Genomic DNA, 22,376 nt, shown 5'->3' on the forward strand with positions numbered 1-22,376 from the left:
AATAATAACTTTACTTAGCAATGATAATAGCTTAACTTGTAAATAAAAATGCAAGGAAAGAAACTTTACCAAGAGAAGTTATTTTCCAGCTTTCAACTCTCCGGAAGAGTTCCTGAAAATAATTTCTATCGAAGATTAAGATCCGTTTTAGATTTATCCTTTTTATACAAAAAGACTCAAGCTTACTACGGGAAATGTGGACAGAAGAGCATTGATCCTGTTGTTTTTTATAAACTCTGTTTAGTTGGGTATTTAGAAAATATCATAAGTGACAGACAGTTAATTGAACACTGCTCCATGCGATTGGATATCCTATTTTTCTTAGGATTTGATATCGATGAGCAATTGCCATGGCACAGTACTTTAAGCAGAACAAGACAACTGTTTCCCGAAAAGATATTTGAAGAGGTTTTTACTCATATTTTAAGCATGTGTGTAGACAAGGGAATGGTTGCAGGTCATACTCAGGCCATGGATTCAGCACCAATAAAAGCCAATGCCAGCATGGATAGTTTGGAACTGAAAGTTCCTGAAGAACAGCTGGAGGCTTATCTTCAAAAAGCTCGCTACCAGAGTAGAGAAGACAGGAAGCCTAAAAAGAATAAGGCTTCTCGCAATCAGCAAATCATTACAGCCGATAAAAGAGAATTGCAGGAAATAAAATCCCGCAATCGTAATTGGCAAAAGAATCAGGATCAACGTCCGGGAGCTGCCAACAAAGGAGCCAAGTATACCAGTAACAAAACCCATTACAGCCCAACCGATCCCGATGCAAGAATCAGCGTAAAACCTGGCAAAGCCAGAAAGCTGAATTATCTAAATAATATCAGTGTTGATACTGCCAATCATGTGATCACCGATGTAAAAGCCTACCATGCTGATAAAAAAGACAATCAATACTTGCAGGATGCCACAAAGCGTTTAAAGCGAAGACTTAAAAATCAAGGCTTGTTGTGGACAACCCTTCTTGCCGATGCCGGTTACAGTAGCGGAGAAAACTATGCTTTTCTGGAAATGGAAAACATTATCAGCTACATACCTCCACACGGAACTTACAAGGGCGGTCCCGAAGGATTTACTTTCTGTAAAGAGGAAAACTACTGGATTTGTCCCATGGGAAAGAAAGTTACTTTTCGAAAAACAAAAATGGTAACCAACTCTCTTCAGAATCATTATCTGACCAAACGAAGCGATTGCAAAAACTGTCCTATCAAGAAGAAATACCTGGGCAAAAGTCACGAAAAACGCATCGCAATAACTGTGTATGTAGAACAGTATAAACGCAACAACAAAAGGGTGAAGAGCAAGTTCGGCAGATACATGAAAGGCAAACGGCAATCTACAGTCGAGCCTGTATTCGGAACCTTAACACAATTTATGGGACTTCGAAAAATCAACACTATAGGAATTGCCCAGGCCAATAAGGTAATGCACATGTCTGCAACAGCCTATAACCTTAAAAAACTAATGAAATTTATGAATAAAACAGCTGAAACAATGACAAATCAGGCCATTGTTCTGTTTCATTCCCTGAAGAAGTGTATTGGCTTAATTAGAGTTGATTTAAGCACTTAATAATTTAAAGCACAAGCAAAAAACACAGAAAAAACAAAGCCTTAAAAGCTTGCAAATCCGCATACTTTTATGGCTTTTATCTTATTTTTTAGAAATATTACTTGGTTGTGCAACGGTTACTTTTGTTAGCAACTGGGCATCCTCTGTGATCTGGTTTTAGTGTCTACCACAAGCTAGAACTGAACAGAGATATCAACGGAGAACTAATTTATTTTGTGGGATAGGCAATCAGCCTGGAGGGTTGAAATTGGGTTGGGGTTTGTAAGCTTTTTGGCAAGCTATCTGAGATTGATTTCTCGTTGAGCTTGCCAATGTGCTTACAAATAGGGTTGGCTTTTGTGTGTTAGTTTCTAACTATTTTACCTAAAGCTTCTAATAGTTGTGGATTATCTTCTAAACCAATCTTGGCAACGGCGTAGAATTCGCTCATCCAATCATCTATCTTGTAAAAGGCTGCATCCTTTGCTTTTATTGCGTCTTGAGATTCACCTTTTTCTTTAAGGTAGAGTGAGCGTGCAGCTTCTAGATCAATAATCAAGGTGTTGGCTGCAGTTAAATCTTCAAGAGAGACCTTTAAACGAGTTAATTTACCTTGAATACCAGCATCTGTTGATGCGACGCTATAAAATTTCTTAGCAGCTTCAAGCCATTTAATGTATGTACGTGGCATAGCACCCGAAATAGCTAATTTATCTGCTGTTAATGAATCGTTACGGAATACAACCTTTGCTTTTTTGCGATGAACATTGAAAGTATCCTCAAGCTTTGTTCTGATATTTAAGAAATCTGCATAAGCTGCAGTGGTTTCATCATCTTCGGTTTTGTTGTCGTCGTAAGCTTGACGGGTTTCTGCCAAAATCGCTTTACCTTCTCCGATTACGACTGAATCGAAACCTAAATCAGCCATTACTGCTGATATTTGAGTTTGGTTTTCAGCATTATCCAATGCGATACGATATTGTTCTATTAGGGTTATATAATACCTAGACTATACTAAAAGATAATGATTATAAACCATGCTGGCGATGATTGTTATATTCAATTTTTCTTCTGAATATACCTTGCTTGTTATTCTATTGATAAAAGCTGCTAGTAACTACTGAGTAGTTATTTTTTTAGACTTATCTTTTACATCGGCTTTTCCTTTATAAATATTACTACAGAAGTAAGCAGTAACATCCACCTCTAAGCTTGAATAATCGAGCCCCCATGTGCTACAGTGGTAACAAATGAGTTTGGAGATTTATAATCATTCCTTAATTCATTGGAACTAAAGAATTAGCTACTCACCCGAATAAAATCTTTAGGGGTAAAATAAACGGGAAAGAGCAGGGATTGCCACCTTCTTCTAGCGTTTAGTGTATACTGACTATCTAATAGGCAGGTTGTTCTAAAATATTAAATTACGTCACATCACATTGGTCTACCTACTACACCTTTCCAAAAGCTAATTTAAGAGGCAAGCCTCATTGTGCTTAACACAGAACATGCTTTTAAAGCGTTATGAAAATCTTAGGTATTCAAATTTTCTCTCATACTCCGAGACAAGTCTCGAGATATTATATTTATTAATTAAAGTTAAATACTTTTGCTAAATTCATTTGATCTACAGGTTGAGTCTTATGTTTGGTTTCAATATTTTTAAATATTGAGGCTGCTTTAAAATATTTAAAGTCTTTTATAATGCATTTTTTGCTATCAAAACACCAATTTAAATTATATGCCTTAAATATATTATCGGCATCAAACATATCTTCTATAACCTCGTTAGCTACTTCAAAGCCATATATTTTAGAGAGGTAGTATTTAATTTCATTATTACTCTCTCCATTTTTCAATAATGCTAAATAATCTTTACATGCGTAGAAATATAAATAATCCTGTACTTCTTTATCTTTTAGGTAATACTTTAAATGTAAATATGCTTTATCAATATTACTCAATTTGTAGTTTGCCATACTTAAAAACAGGTCGAGGGTTAAATCGGTAGCATCTGCATCTGTATTATGTGTAAGGAAGTTTTCAAAATTTAAATATCCTTCTTTTATTGCAATATAGTTTGTTTCTAAAGTTGAGACCAAAAAAGTTAAATCATCTTTTGATAATGATGAAACATTATTAATATCGCTAGTTAATGAATATAGTTTATTGAAAATTGAGTAATCTGATTTTTTTCTTTTGTCCTGACTTAAACCTGGGGCTACAATATAATACGAATGGAAACCGAGAAAGGACACATCCCTTATAAATAATTGAGAATCTAGCTCGCTTATAAGCTGTAATAAATGTTTTAAGTCTAATTTATTACTCCTTCCATAGTTAAAATCCAGACCTGTAAACGTATAGGAGAAATCGCAACTCAAAATAGAATCTGGCCATTGTCCAGTTGCATTGTTAAATATATTAGTCAAATTAATATGCTCAGCATCTGCTCTATTCAATTCTTTGTATTTTCCTTCTATAAAATCGCCATAGTCACATTTGTCAATTAATCTTATTCCTTTAAAACTTTGATGTAGTTCTGTTAAACACCTTTCTAAGGCAGTTATAGGCCATAAGTCCGAGCCAACTTTAACATTATATTTCCTTGTGTTTTTATCAATTACAATAACACCAATAACGGGTAGTTTTTTACCTAACGAAAAATCTTTAATAATTATTTCTAAACCTTTTTCCTCAAGCTTTTTTATAGAATTATAGATAGGATATTCTTCAAAATAATCATGTGGTATAGTTGGAGGTGTAATTTTATTAATATGTATTTCTTGCGCAGTATATCTTTCCAAAATTTCAGATATACCTTGAACTAATGCCTCTTCAGGAGAATTTCCTGCACACATTCCAGTTGACCCAGTTCCCTGAACAAGCAAATCAATTGGTAAGTAGTCAGTTTTATTTAATCGTTGATTATAAAAGGGGATAGAAATAACTTTCTTATATCCTAGAGTATTTATAATAAAATCCTTTAGTTCATCTTTATTTTTTATTGAGAATGACTTACAGAGCATTTCGTAATTATCATCAACAATTTTAGTTGTTTCAATTATTTTCTCTTGAGGACAAAATATGAAATCTAACTCTTTATTCTCTTTTTTTAATTGTTCTTTAAATGTACAATCTCTTTCGAAGTATTTTGAAAAAAAGAACGAATTTTCTAAGAGCATATTGTTTTGAAGTCTTTCCATAAATTCTGCATAAGCACTAGCATATGCATATTCTAAACTAATTCCTTTACCATTTGTACCTATTTTAAACTCGCTTAAGTTATCGTTAGCAATTTCTATTCGACAAGTAAAATAGTCACCATCTTTTTTATATTGTTCGGTTACGAATATTCCAATATCATTTAATACAGATCGAATTTTATTAATAGTTACTAAGGGTTTTACTTCTTTATATGGTTTTAATAATTTTAGCATATTATTTTTTGAGGTTATAAATCAGATAATTTTAAAAGGGGATAGTAGGCTCAGATAAATTACAACCTTCTTTTTTCATCAACATTAGAAGATTTAGAAGATCGAGGAGTCCTACTAAACCAGTTTCCCAATCTCCATGAAACAACTAACTTCAACAATTGGGTGTCGAGATAATTTTTGTATATCTGTTTCACACCACCACTGCTATAATAATATTCTGGATTCGCTGATTTTAAAACATCTCCTGCAAAAAGGCGAAGCTCAAAGCCTCTCGATCGGTTAATATAATTAAGACCTGCGTCTAATCTATAATAATTATGCATGTTTCTGTAATTGTATAATCCTGGTAATCGTTCCTCCATATTTAAAACAAACTGAAAATTCTTATTTATAAAGATTGTATTATTTATAATTAGAGTACTACCCATGCCCGAGGAGTTTTTAAACTCTTTCCTATTTGTATTATATTCGGAATAATAAATATCAGCCTGTATAACTGTTTCTAGAGTGTTTTTAAATTTCAAGAATTTATAAACATTAAGCCCAAAGCTATTCTCATTCATAAAATTATCAGCTTGTTGTATTTGGTTTCTTATATTAAGTGGATCGAGAACTACGTAATTACCAATTTTATCAGTCTGCCCCATGTAATATAATTTAGTGATGAAAGTAGAGTTAATAGTATAGGAGAATTCTAAATTGCTAATATCTGAAGGTTTCAGATATGGATTTCCTACGGCATAATCATATTTACTTATATACCATTTAAACGGATCGAGATACTTATATGGTGGTCTTTCTAATCGTTTGGCATAGCTAAGAGATATTCTGCTTCCGTTATTTAATTTATGTGAAAAGTAAAGGGAAGGGAAGAATTTTATGTATTTGTTTGTATTTATTTTATCCAGAACTATCGATTTAACTTTGGTATTGGTAAATTCTGATCTTATTCCTCCTTTGAAATACCAATTAGAAATGTTTTTTTCCATACTATAATAAATTGACTGCACATTTTCGGTATAGTTGTACTTATTATGCAGCAAAGGCTCAGTAAAATTGGGCTCTTTGTAAAGTGAGGAAAATTTACTTTCCGAATTCGTATTAATAAACGATAGTTTAACACCTGTTTTAATATTCCAGTTCATTACAGGAAAGGAGAAATCTAATTTAGATGTAAGAATATTATAATTCTGATCTCCTTCGGTATAATAATTTTCTGTTGTTTGCTTTGTATTTTCAACCTGCGCAAAAGAAGAAAATGCTCTTTTATTTCCAGAATAATTATTAAGATATGCAATGCTGGAAGTAAAGTATGATTTGTTGTCAGCAAACAAATGTTTAAAAAATAGTTCGGTACTATAGGTGTACTTATTATTTATGGTTTTACCATTGGAGTATAATACAGAATCGATCTTATTAACGATGTTATTACTAAAACTAGTATAGTTTTCCATATCATCAATTGTTTCCTCATTGAATATTGGAGCCTGAAAATCAACAAAAATAGTAGACCTATCATTAAAATTATAACCTAAGCTTGTTTGTATATCGGTACTTGAAGAATTCCATTTTTTAGGATTAAAAGAAGCCGTTGTTTGCTGTGGAAAATAATTATAATATTCACTCTGATTCAGATATGTATAACTTCCATTTGAAATGTTCCCTTCAAAAAAGAATTTTCTGCCAATATAATTTACATACGTTGATAGCATATATGAAGTATAAGAATTTTTAATGCCACCAGCCTTAAAAAACTCCTTCCATCCTGGTTGTATATTTTTATCAGTATTTATTTTAATGATCCCCATATTCCCTTCTGCATCATATTCTGCCGGTGGTGTTGACATTATTTCCACACTTTTAATAATATCAGGAGGAAAAGAATTAAGATAACTGACTAGGGATTGTCCGGATAATCGTACAAGCCTATCGTTTATATAAATCTTTACGAATGACTTACCGAAAATATTTATAGATTCATCTGAAACATTAAGAGTTGGCAATTGCTTTAATAGGTCAGCGGTTTCTTTTCCTTCAGTATTAATATTTCCTTTAATATTAACTATATAGCCATCAGCCTTAGGCTGAATTAAATCTCTTTGACCAAGTATAGTAACTTCATTGATGAACAAAGAATCTTGTTTGAGAATAATATTGATAACTGTATCATTTTTAAAATTCAATTTCCTTATGCTAGGGGCGTATCCCAGTCTATTTAACATTAATTCGCAATCGCCCTTTAGGGTAGACTTCAATGAATAATAACCCAGTGAATCACTTATAGATGATTGATGATATTTTGAATCGAACAGCAGTTGAATACTTGCTAATTCTATAGGATCACCATTTATATTTGTTACACTTCCATTTATATAAACTTGAGAATATAATTCAGCAAATGACGAAGTAAAAATGAGGATAAGTAATAATTTTATAGTTTTAATTTTCATTCTCTAAAAAATTGATATTTTCACCACTGATAATAACAGGATAAAGTTGTATATATAGTTTAATTATTGACTTCCAATAAATATCATAAGTTTTACATAAGTATTCAGATGGTTGATTAGTGTTTTTATTCTCTAACCACTTTATAGCAAAACAAGATCCACAACATAAATATTTCATCCAACAATCTTTACAAGCCTCATAACTATCAACTGGCTTAGCATACCAATCATTCGCTATAATTTTTTCATAGTCTATCCCTTTATATATGTTGCCAACCGATAATTCTTTCGAACTTGTTTGATATGAACAAGGATAAATACCACCTTCAATATCCATATAAAACCCACCTCTTGAACCTACACATGCAATATTTGCAGCATCACCAAGGTGAATTCTTTTAATATCATTTATTATTTTATCTGAATATATTTTATGATCGTCTTCAATTAAGTCTCTATATTTTGCGATTACAAATTCCATCTGAACTGCAAAATTATTAAGATCATCAATATTGGGTGAAAAATGATCATTGAACGAATTAGTGACTATAGTGAACTTAAACGTGATTTTATTTTCTTCAAAGAATGAAAAAACATCTACAAGATTTTTATTATCTGGTAGCACAACAGTTTTACAAGAAAACTCAATATTATTTTCTCTTAATAAATTGATATTTTTATAAACATCTTTAAAACTACCTTTTCCATTTGAATATACTCTTGATAAATCATTAATTCTCTCACTACCATCAAGACTAATATTAATTTCAAACCTATGTTGTTTAAAAAAATCAACCATTTCTTGTGTTAAAATTGTACCATTTGTAGTTAAATCAAATGAGTAATTTTCTAAGCCATTTTCTTCACAAAGTTTTGGCAATTGTTCTATTAATTTAAAATTAAGTGTAGGTTCACCTGCCCCAGCAAAGTAGAAAGTTATATTGCGGTTATTTTCTTTCTTTAAGAAATTTAATATATCTAAAAATTTCTCTTTACTCAACACTTTTCGCTTCTTAGATGAAGCCGATATGAAGCAGTATGTGCAATCCAGATTACAACCATTTGTTAAGTCAATACCAATTGTATCTATCTTTTTGCTTTTAAGAAATTCTGCCTTTAATGGTCGGCTTTCATTTTTATACTTGTTAGGATTAGATATTTCTTTTTTTGATTTTATTTCCTGAAATACATTTTCAACGTCCTCAATTTGACCTATTTTGACAACTTCAAAATCATCAACACAAAATATGTATGTTGAATTATCAATATCAAATTTTTTATATGTCATATTCATTCTTTAAACAATAAGGATTTCTCAAAAGTTATTGTAAGGTTATGATATTGATCAATGAATATGATTCGCTAAAACTATATGATAGATACCAAACAATAACACTGCCATTTTGTAGTTAATAAAAAAAAGTTTCCTCACTAAAAAAACACTTTATCATTTAATGATAATTGTAATTCATAGTGAGGAAATAAATTTGTTAATCGATTAGCTAGAAGGCTGCGGTCGCACCACAACCACCACATAGGCGATCTGTGCTTGCGCCATCACTTATTTTACTGGCCTCATTTCTGGTACCCCCTTTAATTTTTTTTAGCATCTCACCATTCAAAGAATGGTACTTGCTATCATTCAATTTTGTACTTTCTACTTTTTTTGAAACTTTTTTCATTTCACTTGATTTTTTAGTTAAATATAAATTTACTTAGTGACTATTGCAGCTGCTTTAGTAAATGCGAACATAGGAAAATATTATATACTAATAGTCAAGTTGTATTAAGTTTCCTGTGATTGGTTTTGTTTATCTTGTGAACGGTGTAAATATAATTTTGATCGATTATAATAATTTGTATTTTTTCACAAAATCATTAACTCTTCTTCTTGAAACAGATATTTCTTTTTTATTTGTCATTTGTATTATAGGTTTAGGCTTTTTATAGAATGTCACAACATATCTAAGATTGACAAGGGTGTTCCGGCTAACTCTGAAAAAATCATTTTTTGTTAATTCCACTTCAAAACTGCTTAAAGATTTGCAGCAATACAGATGTGAATTATCTGTTTTAACAATAGTTAGTAAATAATCCTCACAAATGATGTGAGAAATAGTGTCAATCTTAATTCTATTGATTTTATCCTTATTTTCAATAATTAAAAATCCATTTTTAGTCATACTAATTTTTTTTTCGTGTGTTAGTCAAAAGCAAATGTGTTGTAAATTTCTGGGGTTAGAATGTGTGTCGGCAATTTGCAACTCTTTTGGTGTGTGCAATCCTTTGCCGCTAACGGTCAGGCTATGAAGCGTAAGTGATTTTTAACCGTACTCACCTTCAAACTTCACGAAGCCAAAGCGTTGTATTTGTTTTTATCTTTTCAATTCAAAAGCCAAATCAACGATTTGGCGCTGGTTGCCGAAGCTGCGAACCAACCAAAAATCAGTCGGCTCACTTATGATTTATTAGCCATTGTTGCCAGCAGTAATTTATATGTTCCGATTAATTTGTTGCCCTCCATAAATACAACCTATTGCTTCAAAAACAACTTCATGCTCAATCTCATTTTTCCAGCCTTTCTTACTCAGTTCTGTTTTAATTTCACTTTCAGTCTTATTTTTAGCCATGTTGTATATTGCAAAATTTATCACATCATCAGGCACTCTGTCAATTGTATATCCAATTATGATTTTTAATACATTGATGTATGCTATCAGATAGCTAAATCCAATCTGAAAAACCCATATTGCTATCTGTCCAACTGTACCAATATTGATGCCCTTTAATAAAAAACCTTGTTTCAGTCTTTCACTTATAAATGTACCAAACGTTAATTCTGTGTATTCCTTTTGAAAATGTAAAAATTGAAAGAACTGGTTAGACAGGAAAAGTAAGATGATTGAACCTAGTATAACCATTTTTATATTCTTAAAATCAGTATAGCCACTAAGAGGTAGAAAAATCTTTAACGAATAAGACAATATTAAACCAACTAAGACCTCAAATAAGAATAAAACATAAAGTCCATTAAGAGATAATAATGATATAATATAACCTAGGCCTAATGCCAATAATAAATAACCTATTATAAGTGAAGGAATAAATGGTTCTTTGTATTTTAAAGGCGGTGTTAATTTTTCAGGTATTACATAATCGTCCCAATTGTCTTTGGCAATTGCTTTTTCTTCTATTTGTTTTATTTCTTCTGCAGTAATTGAATCTAGGATACTATCAAAAGTTTCAATGAAAGTTTTAACCCTTTTGTGATTATTACCCATATCCCAAATCCCATTCTCAGACTTGCTTTGAATTTTAATCTTTTTCGCATCAGTAACACTAATTGATATTTTTTCTTTAACACTCCCAAAGTCATTACACCTTAACCCATTAAGTTCAGAATCATTTTCATAGATTAATTCCCAGTCCAATTTTTCATATGCTTTTTTAGCAATTTCAATATAAGCTCTTGTACTTATCTTAGGAGTAACTTCTTCAATATACTTTGGACTAAATCCAAATGAGTGTTTGTAATTCATAATACTACTCAAATTTTTATATTACGTTTTGCTCGTTTATTGCTGGCAACGTTCAGGCTATGAAGCGTAAGTGATATTAACTGTACTCACTTCCAAATTTCACAAAGCCAAAGCGTTGTATTTGTTTTTATCTTTTTCATTACAAAAGCCAAATCAACGATTTGGCGATGCTTGCCGAAACTGCGAACCGACCAAAATTAGCCTGCTCACTTATGCTTTATTAGCCATTGTTGGCAGCATGTGCTTTTTATCTCCATTCTTCAAATTTCTCCAGAGTAAAGTCTTCAAAACTATAATATTCCTCATACTCTTTTATTTCTGCTGGAAATTCTTCAATTGCCATTTCTCCAGTTAAATATCTATCATTTTGAGGGTCATAAATAATTCCGTCTACAAGTTCAGCTAAAATAGCTCCAAAGAATAAGCTAATTCTCAACTCACTTTTGTTTGCTGATTGCCAATTCAAAGTCAAAACTTTATTACACACTGATAATTTTTCATCAATATTTTTGTTGGCAACATAATGGTCTTGTATATTGTCTTTGTTTCTAAGTCCTAAGAGTTTTGCGAAAATGCTAGTCTTTGGGGATTGTGAACTATCGTTTTTAATTTCGTTTAGTTCTTCAATGTAATCATAGTTGTCAAAATACAGTTCGAAGCCTGTCATAATAGACTCTCCAAACTTGTCGTAATGACTTGAATGTCCTTTTTCTAGATTAAGTTTTATTGGGCAAAATCCGGTGTCATTATGTTCGTCCAATTTGAAGTCAGGATGAAACTCAATTTCCATAGCAAAGTCTTTAAACCGGCTCTTCATTTCTGATAGAAGGTCTGAAGATATTTTATTGGTGAATATGTTTAAGTCCATTCCCATTATTTGCTGTTTTTGCGTTTTTGCATTGCTGCCAACGGTTAGTGTATGATTTCGTAAGGGATTGCGGGCTTCAAACTTATCAAGTTACCACCCAAAATTGATGCGGGTGATACTGCTAGAAAACCTCTAAAACCCTTATGAATTATACACAATGTTGGGCACCGTAATTAATTCTCCACTATAATTCTAACCGTATTTTTCGTTTCGTTTGAATATTCATCAACGGCTGTAAAAATCAAATCAAATTCACCAGTCTCATTTGGATTCAAAGTTAAAGTCATTTTTTTGTTATTAAATTTAGCCCAATCAAACTTCTCATTTTTGAGCTTAATTTCCACCTTCTCATTATCAATATCTTTAAAGTAATCTGTTGGAATTGATAACTTTATTTCCTGTCCAATCTTTATCGTTTTTGCTGAGACTGGTTTAAAAACAAATGGTTTGAATACATTTTGAGTATTTACCCAGTAAATATCCGACTCTGCATATCCTGTTTCATCAAAGATTTGCTTAGTAAAAAATAGAAACTGATTATCTATAGATACAAATGGTCGCCTCTCCCAATCTGCTGTATTGATGGTAGAATCTAGCAATGCTGGTTGAGTCCAATTATCCCTATAATCTCGATAACTAATAAATAAATCTGGTCCATTCTCATTTGTAGCGTATCTACTAAATATGATATACTTCTCATCAGGGTCGATAAAAATGCTTTCTTCATCACGAACAGAACAAATTGAATCTAATCGTTCAACATTTTTGTATTCACCATTTACAGGTGATGAGCAATATAAATCAGCTAATCCATTCCCGTCTCTGTTTGATGAAAAATAAATGGTTCTATTTACACTCATACAAGCTGTTGATTCTCTAGTTAAAGTACTTATGGGATTATCTATTTTCTCAGGTTGCTCCCAAGAGCCATTAATGTTTTTTAATAACCATATATCTGTAAAACCATTGTTTGTATCTGGTCTACTTTGAGCGTATAGCAATGATTTTCCATCAGGTGAAAAATAAGGAAGATATACACTTTGATTATTTAACGGCTCAAAAATTTCAGGCTCAGTCCATTCACTTTCACTTTTCTTAGAATAGTAGATGGTTCCACTAAAGTCATCTTTATTAAAAAATCCAAATGCTAATTCTTGTGAATTTGGTGTAAATGATATTCCGTGCTCAAATCTACCTTTGACTGAGATGATATCTTGAGCAAATATTTCAGGAGTAGTTCCTGGTTCAAGTTGTCCAAAATAGTCAACAGTTATTGTATTTGTATTACAACTTATCAATCCGAGGATAAATATAAATGGTAGTATTCTTTTAATCATAGTTTAATATTTGCAGTGTCGTTTTTTTATGGTGCCCAACGGCCTGCCGTATGGAGCGTAAAGGAATTTAACCTAACTAACTTACCAAATCGAGCAGAGCCAAAGCGTTGTATTTGTTTTTAACTTTTCATTATAAAGCCAAATCAGCGATTTGGCGTTGTTTGCCGAAGCCACGAAACGACCAAGATGCGCTGCACCCTTTATGCTCTATTACGGTTTGTTGGCAATTGTTTTTTTCTGTTTTCAATGTAGGTGGAATTTGTCCCATAAACTATGTCCATGTGATTGTCCAAAAAAGTCACCATGCCAATTATATATTGGTAATTCCAACATAAGCATTAAAATTATATAACCGATTACTATTTTATAGCTTCTATCTTTTATAACGTTTTTGTATTCAGCGTTACGTCTGATTGTTTTTACTATAAACACTGTAGTCCATATTAAACCAAACAACCAAATGGTCAGTCCGATTAAATATATTGTACTGCGCGGATGAAACATGAAATCCAGATATTCCTTTAAGTTTAGAATCAAATAAAAGTCCATGTAATGCCGTAAAACATTGATAAATTGAAATATAATCAAGTACGTAATAAGGACATTTATATTTTTAGAATACTTTATGTGAGTCCTGGCAGGAAGAACAAATAAACAAATTAAACCTAGTGATAATGTCAACATTCCAAAGTTGTCAAGCAACCAATTTTGCTTAAACATCAATGCTAATCCAGAAGCAATGAGTACAATACTTATAAATATTTGAATCAATATTCTCTTAATCATTCTACGTTATGCTTAAATAATTGCCAACGGTTAGTATATGGAAAGTAGGCGATTTCGAAGCACTGAACTTTCGGCTAAGTACTAAGTTTGATACAAGCTACAAGTCTTCATTTTACAACTTTTCGCCTATTTTTTATATACATTGTTCTCTGCTGGCTATTTTCATTTTTCTATTTCCCAAAATTCATCTGGATTGTTGGTAATATATGTTTTATAAGTCATTTTTGATTTCTTGTTTTTATTTATTTCTACTAAGGGTTCTTGATTTATTCCGTCAAGGGGTAACAATTGAATATACTCTACAGTTTTACCCTTTTTCTTTGTCTCATAATTGTAGGTTGAATGAATAGGTACTTCCAGTCTATAAAGGTTTTTTGCCATATATTGGTATAAATAACCTTCCTTTGTTTGGCTATTTTGTCTATTCCAATTTGCTTCAGGATTTAAAATAAGCGGTTGGTCATTTATTAATCGTTCTCTGACTTCTTGTAGTCCTAATAATTCCCCCGTTTCATCCATTACATAAGCCGCAAAAGTGGGATCTAACCATATCCACTTGTTAAGTTGTTTAGAATATACCGTATTTATCACGTGGCAGTCTTGAAATTCCAATGGTCTTGGCATACAGGTGACCATTCTTGACTTATAACCCAATGATAAATAACATTCGTTTAAAATTACAGCCATCATCCTACAGTTAATTCCGCGATTTTCAGCTTTACAGACCTTTACTAAATCAATAGCATTTTTTAATGTGGGATTGTTGCTTCCCCCATCGTGCCTAACAATATCGTGTACCCAATACATAATATTCAATAGTTTTGATACTTCATTACCACCACCTGCAATTGAATCAAGATTAAATTCTTTTCTGATTTGTTTTAAGTGAATGTTGCTACTATCTAAATAAGTGAATTTTGGTATTTCTCGCATCTGCTCATTATCGTATTTGTCTGCTTTTTTCAATATTTTCAAGTAGGAATCCCTATATTTAATTTGTGTGTATGCGGAATCCTTTTTGTTGAGTAAGATTACAAAGTCAAATTTGGTTTTTTCATCAATTGTAATACTTATAGAATCAATATCTGTGTAAAATGTCACCTTTTTCCCTATGTCACTAACTTCATATACATCAGGGTTGAGTTCAGGCATGATTGTCCATTGATTCTTATTCAGTATTTCTCCCACTTTGATATCAACTGATTTAGAGTTTGCTTGAATGATAGGAATTGAGTTTTGGGAAAACCCAAATACCGTAATCAACAAAAAACTAATTGCAATTAAATGTTTCATATTATCTCTTTTTATTCCTTATAGACAGGTTTAAAACTTATTTGTTACATTTTTTTCTGTGATCCGCTTGCAGAGAACGTCAAATTGTATGGTGCGTAGGGCATTAGAAAGCACGTTCCTGTCAAACCGCTAAGTAGCCGGAGCGCAGGTTTGACACCTGCAATTTGACTAACCGTCGAAGCTGTGCTTCGGCGGGGTTGAAGAAAGCGCAAATGTCTCAAATACAGCATATCCGCCCTATGCACTATACAAAATGTTGGCAACCGTACTTATTCTAATTTATCTAGAACATTGTTAATAGCAAAATCTCTATTTCTTGCTAATGAGTTAAATGATTCTATAATAATTTGTTTGTCTACACTTAGTCGTTCGTATGTTTCAAGTGTTTCAGGAAAAAGATTTATATAGTCTGCTATAAATACACTTAGAAAAAAGAAACAATACTTTAAATTAAAAGCTGTCAAGGATTTGAATTCTTCATTTTGACGAGAAAACATTTGTTCAAATTGAAAAACAGCAACTTGAGAAGGATGGGTATATAATGAAAAGTATGTATAGCAATTTTCCGCTATATCTTCTTTTATTTCCATTACATTACACAGTTCTTGCCATGACGTGTAGCATTTAATTTTATTTCCATTAAATACTATGCGAAAATCTTTTTGCTCAATACGAGAATCAATTTTTTCTTTACTCTTTTGTTCTAAGTTTTTGTATGTCTCAAATCCTTTAATTTGTGCTGTTAAAGCATCAATTTCTTTTTTTTCTTCTTCAAGTCTTTCTATACCTTCTTCTCCTTCAATACTAGATTCAAACTTCTGTCTATAGTTAAGCCCAGAGATTGACCATAGGTTATAAATAATTACCATTTCTTCGGACGACTTAGTTTGTCTGAACATTAGATTAAACAAAGCAGTTGTCTCAAATATATTCCTAACCAATGATGATATTATTGTTGGGTCAACTATTTCATTTAATTTTCCTCCTTCTGGAGAAGTATAGCCGACACCTTCTAATAGCTTTTTTAAATGTGTCAATTTAGTAAACATCATCTGATTAATCATGAATGCATCCTTTTCTGCATATGTAGATACTGGTTTGTTAATATGGTCATTAATAATGTTCCATAAATGCTCAAGGAAGATTTCTGCCACCTCTATTCCATCTTCAATTGTCTTTAGAAATGTTAGTCTTGCTTGTTTAATTCTTAATTCGTTTGTGGTCATAGTGTATTGCTGTTTTGTATGGTTGCCAACGGTTAGTATATGGCATGTAGGCGGTTGCGGACTCCAAACCTATCAAACCGAGATGAATTTGAAGCGGGCTGAAACCGTTGGATTTTACTACTGTCCCGCCTATTTGCTATATACATTGTTACCCGCTTTTTTTATTTCTTCAGGTTGATAAAATTTTAAATTATTCCTAAATATCTTTATCAAAAATTGATTATTGACTAAAAAATCAATATCACTTTCGTCAATTTCAAAGTTCTTTATTAATTCTTTGTCCAATTGTGGTTCTTTTAGGCTATCCAATATGTGGGATAAACTTTCTGTTCCAATAATCACTTGTGAATTTGGAAGTGAAAACCCGAACTCATTATCAATTTTTCTAATCCTCAAATCTGGATTTGTTACAAAGAAAATCTCATTAGACTTATCAAAAATTATATGGTCAGTACTCTTATTTGCCTTACAACCTCCCCAACAATAAGTTAAATCATCACAGTCTCGGCATTTTTCATTTAACCAATCTAAATCTCGATATTTTGATACTTGTATATTGTTCCAAATCTTTGGTAATGGTTCATTAAGAATATTACCTATTGATGAACCAAACTCTGGACATAAAAACACATTTCCTTCTCCGTCAATATCTACAAAATCAAATCCAGCCGAACAAAACATCGCATATTCTTTCAGATGCTCTGGTAAAATACATGGTGGTATAGGAACACCTCCTTTAATTTCAATATTATTACCAGCTTTTTTAATTTGCTCCACTGTTTCCAGCATAAATATTACTTCTTGCTTATTTAGATACGGAGCATCAGATTTTTCAGAAGCATGGTTGATTGCTCTATTAATTACAATTGGAACACCAGGAAATCTTGAAATTATGAATAATAATGTTTCTTCAAGATAGAGAAGATTATATGTTGAAACAGTCACATTAATACATATATTGAACCCCGAAAAATATAATTTCTTAATCGTTTCAATTTGCTTTAGAAAAGCTCCCTTCTTACCAACAATTATATCATGAATTTTACCAATGCCATGCATCGAAAAAGATGCACCAGAAAAAGTATTTTGTATTTTTTCAATTATTTTAAGGTCTGCATTCCACAATAATTCGCCATTTGAGATAAAACTTGCTCTTATTCCATTTTCTTGCAATCTTTCTCCAAGAAGCAACCAATCCTTTATTAGTGTAATTTCGCCTCCATATAAAGTTACTTCCGAAATATTCGAACTTATAAGTTTTTCTAATACTAATTCAATCTTTGATAAATCAATTTTTTCTTTTGACTGATAGCAAAAGACACAATTCCAGTTACATTGTTTAAGTAGTGAAAAATGAGCAACCCTTGGGACTTCTATATTTTTTACTGTATTTATCATTTTTGATAGATGTTTAAAAGAGAGAGAAAAATTCATTTCTCCCTCTTTCATTTTTGGAATTACCTACAAGGACATGGTTGTCCAGTGTGTTTAGAATGAAGAACAACTTTTTTTGTTTTTTCAGTCTTAACAATTGCACCACCTTGTAGAACTCCTTTTACAAGTTTGCTTTGATTTGAATTTTTCATTTAACCTCCTTTTTTAATGATTATTAAATTCTCTCGCTTAAATTGCGGGTAACGGTAAATTGTATGAGTAGTGGCAGATTGCGTAATACTTTCCTATCCAACCGCAATGCAGTTTGAGCGAGCTACAAGCCTTGATATTTAACACTTTACCTGCCATTACTTATACAAAATGTTGTACACCGTAATTATTCTTCTTTTGGTTTATGAGTTTTATTATTAATCAAGTACCATGTATCTTCAGATAACCAACCTTGTTTATTGTCTGTTATTTCTGAAACTATAAATCTAGTTTTTCCAGTGTAAGAGTTTATGGCTCTTGCGATTTCATCTGCAGAGTACTCAGAGATAATATAAAAACTATTCGGCATGTCATATCGCCATGTATATACTTCTGGAATATTATCCATACAGTTCTTAACCTCGTCTCTTGTTCCTAAATTGTCAGAATAGACAAATAAATATGCTTTTCTCATTATTTCTCTCCTCCCGTATTTTCAATTTGTCCTAATTCTGGATTAACAATCGCATTAACCTCTTCTGCATCTATCAAGGTTGGCTTGTCTTGTCCCTTTACCTGAATCAAATCCAATGAGCGTTTCTTTAACTGATATTCCTCTGATTGTAATTTATCTCTATCAAAAAGCATCAAAAACAAAAATCCCAATATTGCTGTCAAAACTGGTGCAATTATCAAAATCACTAACCAAGTCGGAGTATTTTCAATAAATGGCACCGCTATTAAACTTGGTATTGTAATTATAGCACATAACCAAAGAATTGGATTTAGAGCACTTTTTACAGACAGTTTTCCGCCCGACTCTATTACTTTTGCCGCAATATTTTCTTTACCTATCATAATGCTTAGTCTTCTTTTTCAATTTGTTCAATCGACTCTATTAGTTTTTCAATCTGCTGTTCCACCGCAGGTCTTAGGTCAATATCAGGAAGTGATGCTATATCTAGCATGTGTAAAACATGATGTAAAGCAAATCTATATCCTGTTTTCATTTCATCACTTGTATTAAAATTATTGTAATGAAAAATCAGCAATTTAACGAGGTTTAATTCTTTTTCACCAAGTTTTTCAACTCTTTGTTTTAAATTATCAGTTATCATATCGGTTTCTTGTTTTATGGTGTACAACTATTAATTTGTGCACTGGTGCACTTATTTTTCTTATCTCAGAGTAAAAAGGTGCACAATACACGCCATATTGGTATGTATTGTGCACCTTTTGTTTTTTATGTGGTATCCCATATATCGTCGAGAGGATTAATAATATTCCTTATTTCTTTATTAGAAACATGTGTGTAAATTTCAGTAGTTTTCGTTGAGCCATGCCCTAATAAAACTTGTATATATCTTAAATCTACACCTTGTTCTAATAGATGTGTTGCAAACGAATGACGCAACATGTGGGGTGTAATTCTTCTATTAATCCCTGCACTTTTACTTGCTCGTAACAAAATTTTTCGAATGCTGCTTGCAATGTATTGTGTATTTGGTTTCTGCCCTTCAAAAAGCCATGTTTTTGGTTTATATTCTTTGTAATATACTCTTAATTCTTCAAGCAGTTTTGTAGACAAAATTGAATACCTATCCTTTTTTCCTTTTGATTGGGCAATTCTAATTTGTTTACGCTCACCGATAATATCACTAATTTTTAAATTAATCAATTCCGACCTTCTTAATCCGGCCGAGTAAATTAATGACAAAATACACTTGTGCTTTCTGTTTTTACATTTATTCAGTACTGATAATACTTCATTCTTGCTTAATACTTTTGGTAGGATAATCTGTTTTATAGGCCTTTCAATTTGGTAGTATTCACTTTTACGATTAAGTACCTTTTCAAAATAGAATTTAATTGCATTGATCAATTGATTTTGCCTGCTGATTGAAATTTTATCATTAACAACTCTGCCATGCAAGTAATCGTTTATTTCTGAAGGACTCAAAGTACTAATATCTTTATCCATAAAGGCCATCTGAAATTCTTTCATGTATTTTGAATAGGTTCTAATGGTACTTTCGCTATATCTCAACCTTTCTAACCTTTCTAAATAGCCCTTAGGAAGAACCAGATCAGGTTTTTTATGCTCTTTATTTTCTATTAGAACAATTTCGGCAATAGGTGAAAGTAAATCCTTGAATTTTTTAAAGTCGAAGCCTTTTCGCACTAACCACCAGCATTTTTTTGTTCTACTCCAACGGGCATAAAATTCCTGTTTCAATACATTGCTAACTTTTGTATCGAAGTCAAATTTAAGCCAAACCACTCTTTGTTTGTGGTGCTCTCCGCCCGTTAAATATATTTTTGATTTCAACCAGATATTTTTTATGATCCTCAAATGTACAAAATGATATTAACATATGAAGCATTACACCTGCATTATTCAATCGTTCTGTCTGCAAGTTTATTTGTTTGTAATAGATATTTAGGAGTGAATAAGCAATAAATAGAATAAATACCAACTTTATGGTTTGTGTTGTTTTTAGATCTAAGAAAAAAGCAGTCTTTTTAAAAGCTTAAAACACTTCGAATTTTGCTATAGGTCGGTATTATCATACCGAATTCAAGCCGTTTTGTTTACGATTTGCAAGCAGTGTTTATTATCGTAACGTGAGTTCGATGTAAAATTCGTTCACAGTTTGATCTGATTTTGAGTAGAAATTTTATCAAATTTTAGAAGGAATATCGGGATATTTCAAGAAGATTTGAGGAAATTTATGCCTAAAGCAGGCAAACACATAATGGAAAGTTCTCTTTACGACATCTTACATTAAAAATTCCTCAAAACAGCCCGCTATTCTTTCAAATTTTTAATGCAAATCTATCCCAAATATAACTTTCTGTGGATAGAATTTTACGTCGAACTCACGTTAAATAATTTAATATGCGGATCTACCAGTAATTACATTCAAAAAATAATTTGGCGACTACATTAATCGGTAAATCCATTCAAAAAAAAGTTTGGCGAGCCCATTTATCGGTAAATCCTTTCAAAACACTTTCTGACAAGCCTGTCTATCTGTAAATGCAATTAAAAAAAAGTTTGGCGAGCACATTTACCGGTAAATCATATCAAAAAATAATTTGGCAAGCACATTTACTGGTAAATCCTTTCAAAACACTTTCTGACAAGCCTGTCTATCTGTAAATGCAATTAAAAAAAAGTTTGGCGAGCACATTTACCGGTAAATCATATCAAAAAATAATTTGGCAAGCACATTTACTGGTAAATCCTTTAAAAACACTTTCTGACAAGCCTGTCTATCGGTAAATGCAATTAAAAAAAAGTTTGGCGAGCACATTTACCGGTAAATCATATCAAAAAATAATTTGGCAAGCACATTTACTGGTAAATCCTTTCAAAACACTTTCTGACAAGCCTGTCTATCTGTAAATGCAATTAAAAAAAAGTTTGGCGAGCACATTTACCGGTAAATCATATCAAAAAATAATTTGGCAAGCACATTTACTGGTAAATCCTTTCAAAACACTTTCTGACAAGCCTGTCTATCGGTAAATCCATTTAAAAAAAAGTTTGGCGAGCACATTTACCGGTAAATCATATCAAAAAATAATTTGGCAAGCACATTTACTGGTAAATCCTTTCAAAACACTTTCTGACAAGCCTGTCTATCGGTAAATCCATTTAAAAAAAAGTTTGGCGAGCACATTTACCGGTAAATCATATCAAAAAATAATTTGGCAAGCACATTTACTGGTAAATCCTTTCAAAACACTTTCTGACAAGCCTGTCTATCGGTAAATCCATTTAAAAAAAAGTTTGGCGAGCACATTTACCGGTAAATCATATCAAAAAATAATTTGGCAAGCACATTTACTGGTAAATCCTTTCAAAACACTTTCTGACAAGCCTGTCTATCTGTAAATGCAATTAAAAAAAAGTTTGGCGAGCACATTTACTGGTAAATCCTTTAAAAAATAATTGGTAAAATCGGTTTTGTTCATAGAGACGCCAAATTGGGCGTCTCTATAACCTCATAAGGTAGATTGGGTATTTTTTTTATCCTGTGGAGAAGCAGGGCAGAGCGTCTTTACGTACTTTATTAAAGATTATTATTTATTCAGTATTGTAGTGTCTGTTGTATAACGTACCGTATTGAGCCCAACGGTGAACTGTATGGTGAGTAGGGCATTAGAAATCACTGACTTTTCAAGCCGCTAAGTAGCCGAAGCGCAGGTTTGACACCTGCTGTTTGGACTCGCCGTCGAAGCTGCGCTTCGGCGGTGCTGTAGAAAGCACCCAAGCCTCAAATACTCGCTTTC

17 protein-coding genes are annotated in these 22,376 nt (G+C 32.0%); 1 reads left to right on the forward strand and 16 read right to left on the reverse strand.

Translation table 11 applies throughout. The features are described 5' to 3' along the window. The first annotated feature begins 48 nt into the window (after positions 1 to 48). The gene (locus ACO05S_RS03120; protein WP_421920088.1) at positions 49 to 1,575 is read left to right on the forward strand and encodes an IS1182 family transposase; all 1,527 of its coding nucleotides are present in this window, start codon (positions 49 to 51) and stop codon (positions 1,573 to 1,575) included. A 343-nt stretch (positions 1,576 to 1,918) separates the two neighbouring features. On the opposite strand, the gene ACO05S_RS03125 is transcribed toward ACO05S_RS03120, so the two are convergent. From ACO05S_RS03125 to ACO05S_RS03200, 16 genes are all read right to left on the reverse strand, one after another. Beyond that, on the reverse strand, positions 1,919 to 2,482 hold the full coding sequence (locus ACO05S_RS03125; protein WP_421920089.1) for a hypothetical protein: 564 nt from the start codon (positions 2,480 to 2,482) through the stop codon (positions 1,919 to 1,921). A 661-nt stretch (positions 2,483 to 3,143) separates the two neighbouring features. After that, positions 3,144 to 4,994: a YcaO-like family protein gene (locus tag ACO05S_RS03130; protein WP_421920090.1), complete on the reverse strand. Its 1,851-nt coding sequence runs from the start codon at positions 4,992 to 4,994 to the stop codon at positions 3,144 to 3,146. 59 nt (positions 4,995 to 5,053) lie between these two features. Beyond that, positions 5,054 to 7,444 (reverse strand): outer membrane beta-barrel protein, encoded by a 2,391-nt coding sequence (locus ACO05S_RS03135; RefSeq protein WP_421920091.1) that lies wholly within the window; start codon positions 7,442 to 7,444, stop codon positions 5,054 to 5,056. Next, a complete protein-coding gene (locus tag ACO05S_RS03140) occupies positions 7,434 to 8,732 on the reverse strand; it encodes a radical SAM protein (RefSeq protein ID WP_421920092.1) in 1,299 nt (432 codons plus the stop codon). The genes ACO05S_RS03135 and ACO05S_RS03140 overlap by 11 nt, the downstream gene beginning before the upstream one ends. 214 nt (positions 8,733 to 8,946) lie before the next feature. Continuing rightward, positions 8,947 to 9,126 carry a hypothetical protein gene (locus ACO05S_RS03145; RefSeq protein ID WP_421920093.1) on the reverse strand — a complete coding sequence of 60 codons (180 nt, stop codon included), beginning with the start codon at positions 9,124 to 9,126 and terminating at the stop codon, positions 8,947 to 8,949. A 165-nt stretch (positions 9,127 to 9,291) separates the two neighbouring features. Beyond that, on the reverse strand, positions 9,292 to 9,627 hold the full coding sequence (locus ACO05S_RS03150) for a LytR/AlgR family response regulator transcription factor (RefSeq protein WP_421920094.1): 336 nt from the start codon (positions 9,625 to 9,627) through the stop codon (positions 9,292 to 9,294). A 309-nt stretch (positions 9,628 to 9,936) separates the two neighbouring features. Continuing rightward, positions 9,937 to 10,983 carry a hypothetical protein gene (locus ACO05S_RS03155; protein ID WP_421920095.1) on the reverse strand — a complete coding sequence of 349 codons (1,047 nt, stop codon included), beginning with the start codon at positions 10,981 to 10,983 and terminating at the stop codon, positions 9,937 to 9,939. 247 nt (positions 10,984 to 11,230) lie between these two features. Beyond that, entirely contained in the window at positions 11,231 to 11,857 is a 627-nt protein-coding gene (locus ACO05S_RS03160; protein ID WP_421920096.1) for a hypothetical protein, read from the reverse strand. 167 nt (positions 11,858 to 12,024) lie between these two features. After that, a complete protein-coding gene (locus tag ACO05S_RS03165) occupies positions 12,025 to 13,188 on the reverse strand; it encodes a TolB family protein (RefSeq protein WP_421920097.1) in 1,164 nt (387 codons plus the stop codon). Positions 13,189 to 14,136: 948 nt separating this feature from the next. Further along, positions 14,137 to 15,267: a transglutaminase domain-containing protein gene (locus tag ACO05S_RS03170; RefSeq protein ID WP_421920098.1), complete on the reverse strand. Its 1,131-nt coding sequence runs from the start codon at positions 15,265 to 15,267 to the stop codon at positions 14,137 to 14,139. A 269-nt stretch (positions 15,268 to 15,536) separates the two neighbouring features. Continuing rightward, positions 15,537 to 16,493: a hypothetical protein gene (locus ACO05S_RS03175; protein WP_421920099.1), complete on the reverse strand. Its 957-nt coding sequence runs from the start codon at positions 16,491 to 16,493 to the stop codon at positions 15,537 to 15,539. Positions 16,494 to 16,622: 129 nt separating this feature from the next. Then, positions 16,623 to 17,942: an SPASM domain-containing protein gene (locus ACO05S_RS03180; protein WP_421920100.1), complete on the reverse strand. Its 1,320-nt coding sequence runs from the start codon at positions 17,940 to 17,942 to the stop codon at positions 16,623 to 16,625. Positions 17,943 to 18,264: 322 nt separating this feature from the next. Next, positions 18,265 to 18,552: a hypothetical protein gene (locus tag ACO05S_RS03185; RefSeq protein ID WP_421920101.1), complete on the reverse strand. Its 288-nt coding sequence runs from the start codon at positions 18,550 to 18,552 to the stop codon at positions 18,265 to 18,267. Beyond that, positions 18,552 to 18,935, reverse strand: a complete 384-nt coding sequence (locus tag ACO05S_RS03190) for a hypothetical protein (RefSeq protein WP_421920102.1) — start codon at positions 18,933 to 18,935, stop codon at positions 18,552 to 18,554. Before ACO05S_RS03190 ends, ACO05S_RS03185 begins: the two co-directional genes overlap by 1 nt. A gap of 5 nt (positions 18,936 to 18,940) precedes the next feature. Then, positions 18,941 to 19,195 carry a hypothetical protein gene (locus ACO05S_RS03195; protein WP_421920103.1) on the reverse strand — a complete coding sequence of 85 codons (255 nt, stop codon included), beginning with the start codon at positions 19,193 to 19,195 and terminating at the stop codon, positions 18,941 to 18,943. Between the two features lie 125 nt (positions 19,196 to 19,320). Then, positions 19,321 to 20,406, reverse strand: a complete 1,086-nt coding sequence (locus ACO05S_RS03200; protein WP_421920104.1) for a tyrosine-type recombinase/integrase — start codon at positions 20,404 to 20,406, stop codon at positions 19,321 to 19,323. Positions 20,407 to 22,376 lie beyond the last annotated feature (1,970 nt).

It is taken from the genome of Marinifilum sp. (genome assembly GCF_965230805.1).
In the GTDB taxonomy this organism is placed as follows: Bacteria; Bacteroidota; Bacteroidia; order Bacteroidales; family Marinifilaceae; genus Marinifilum.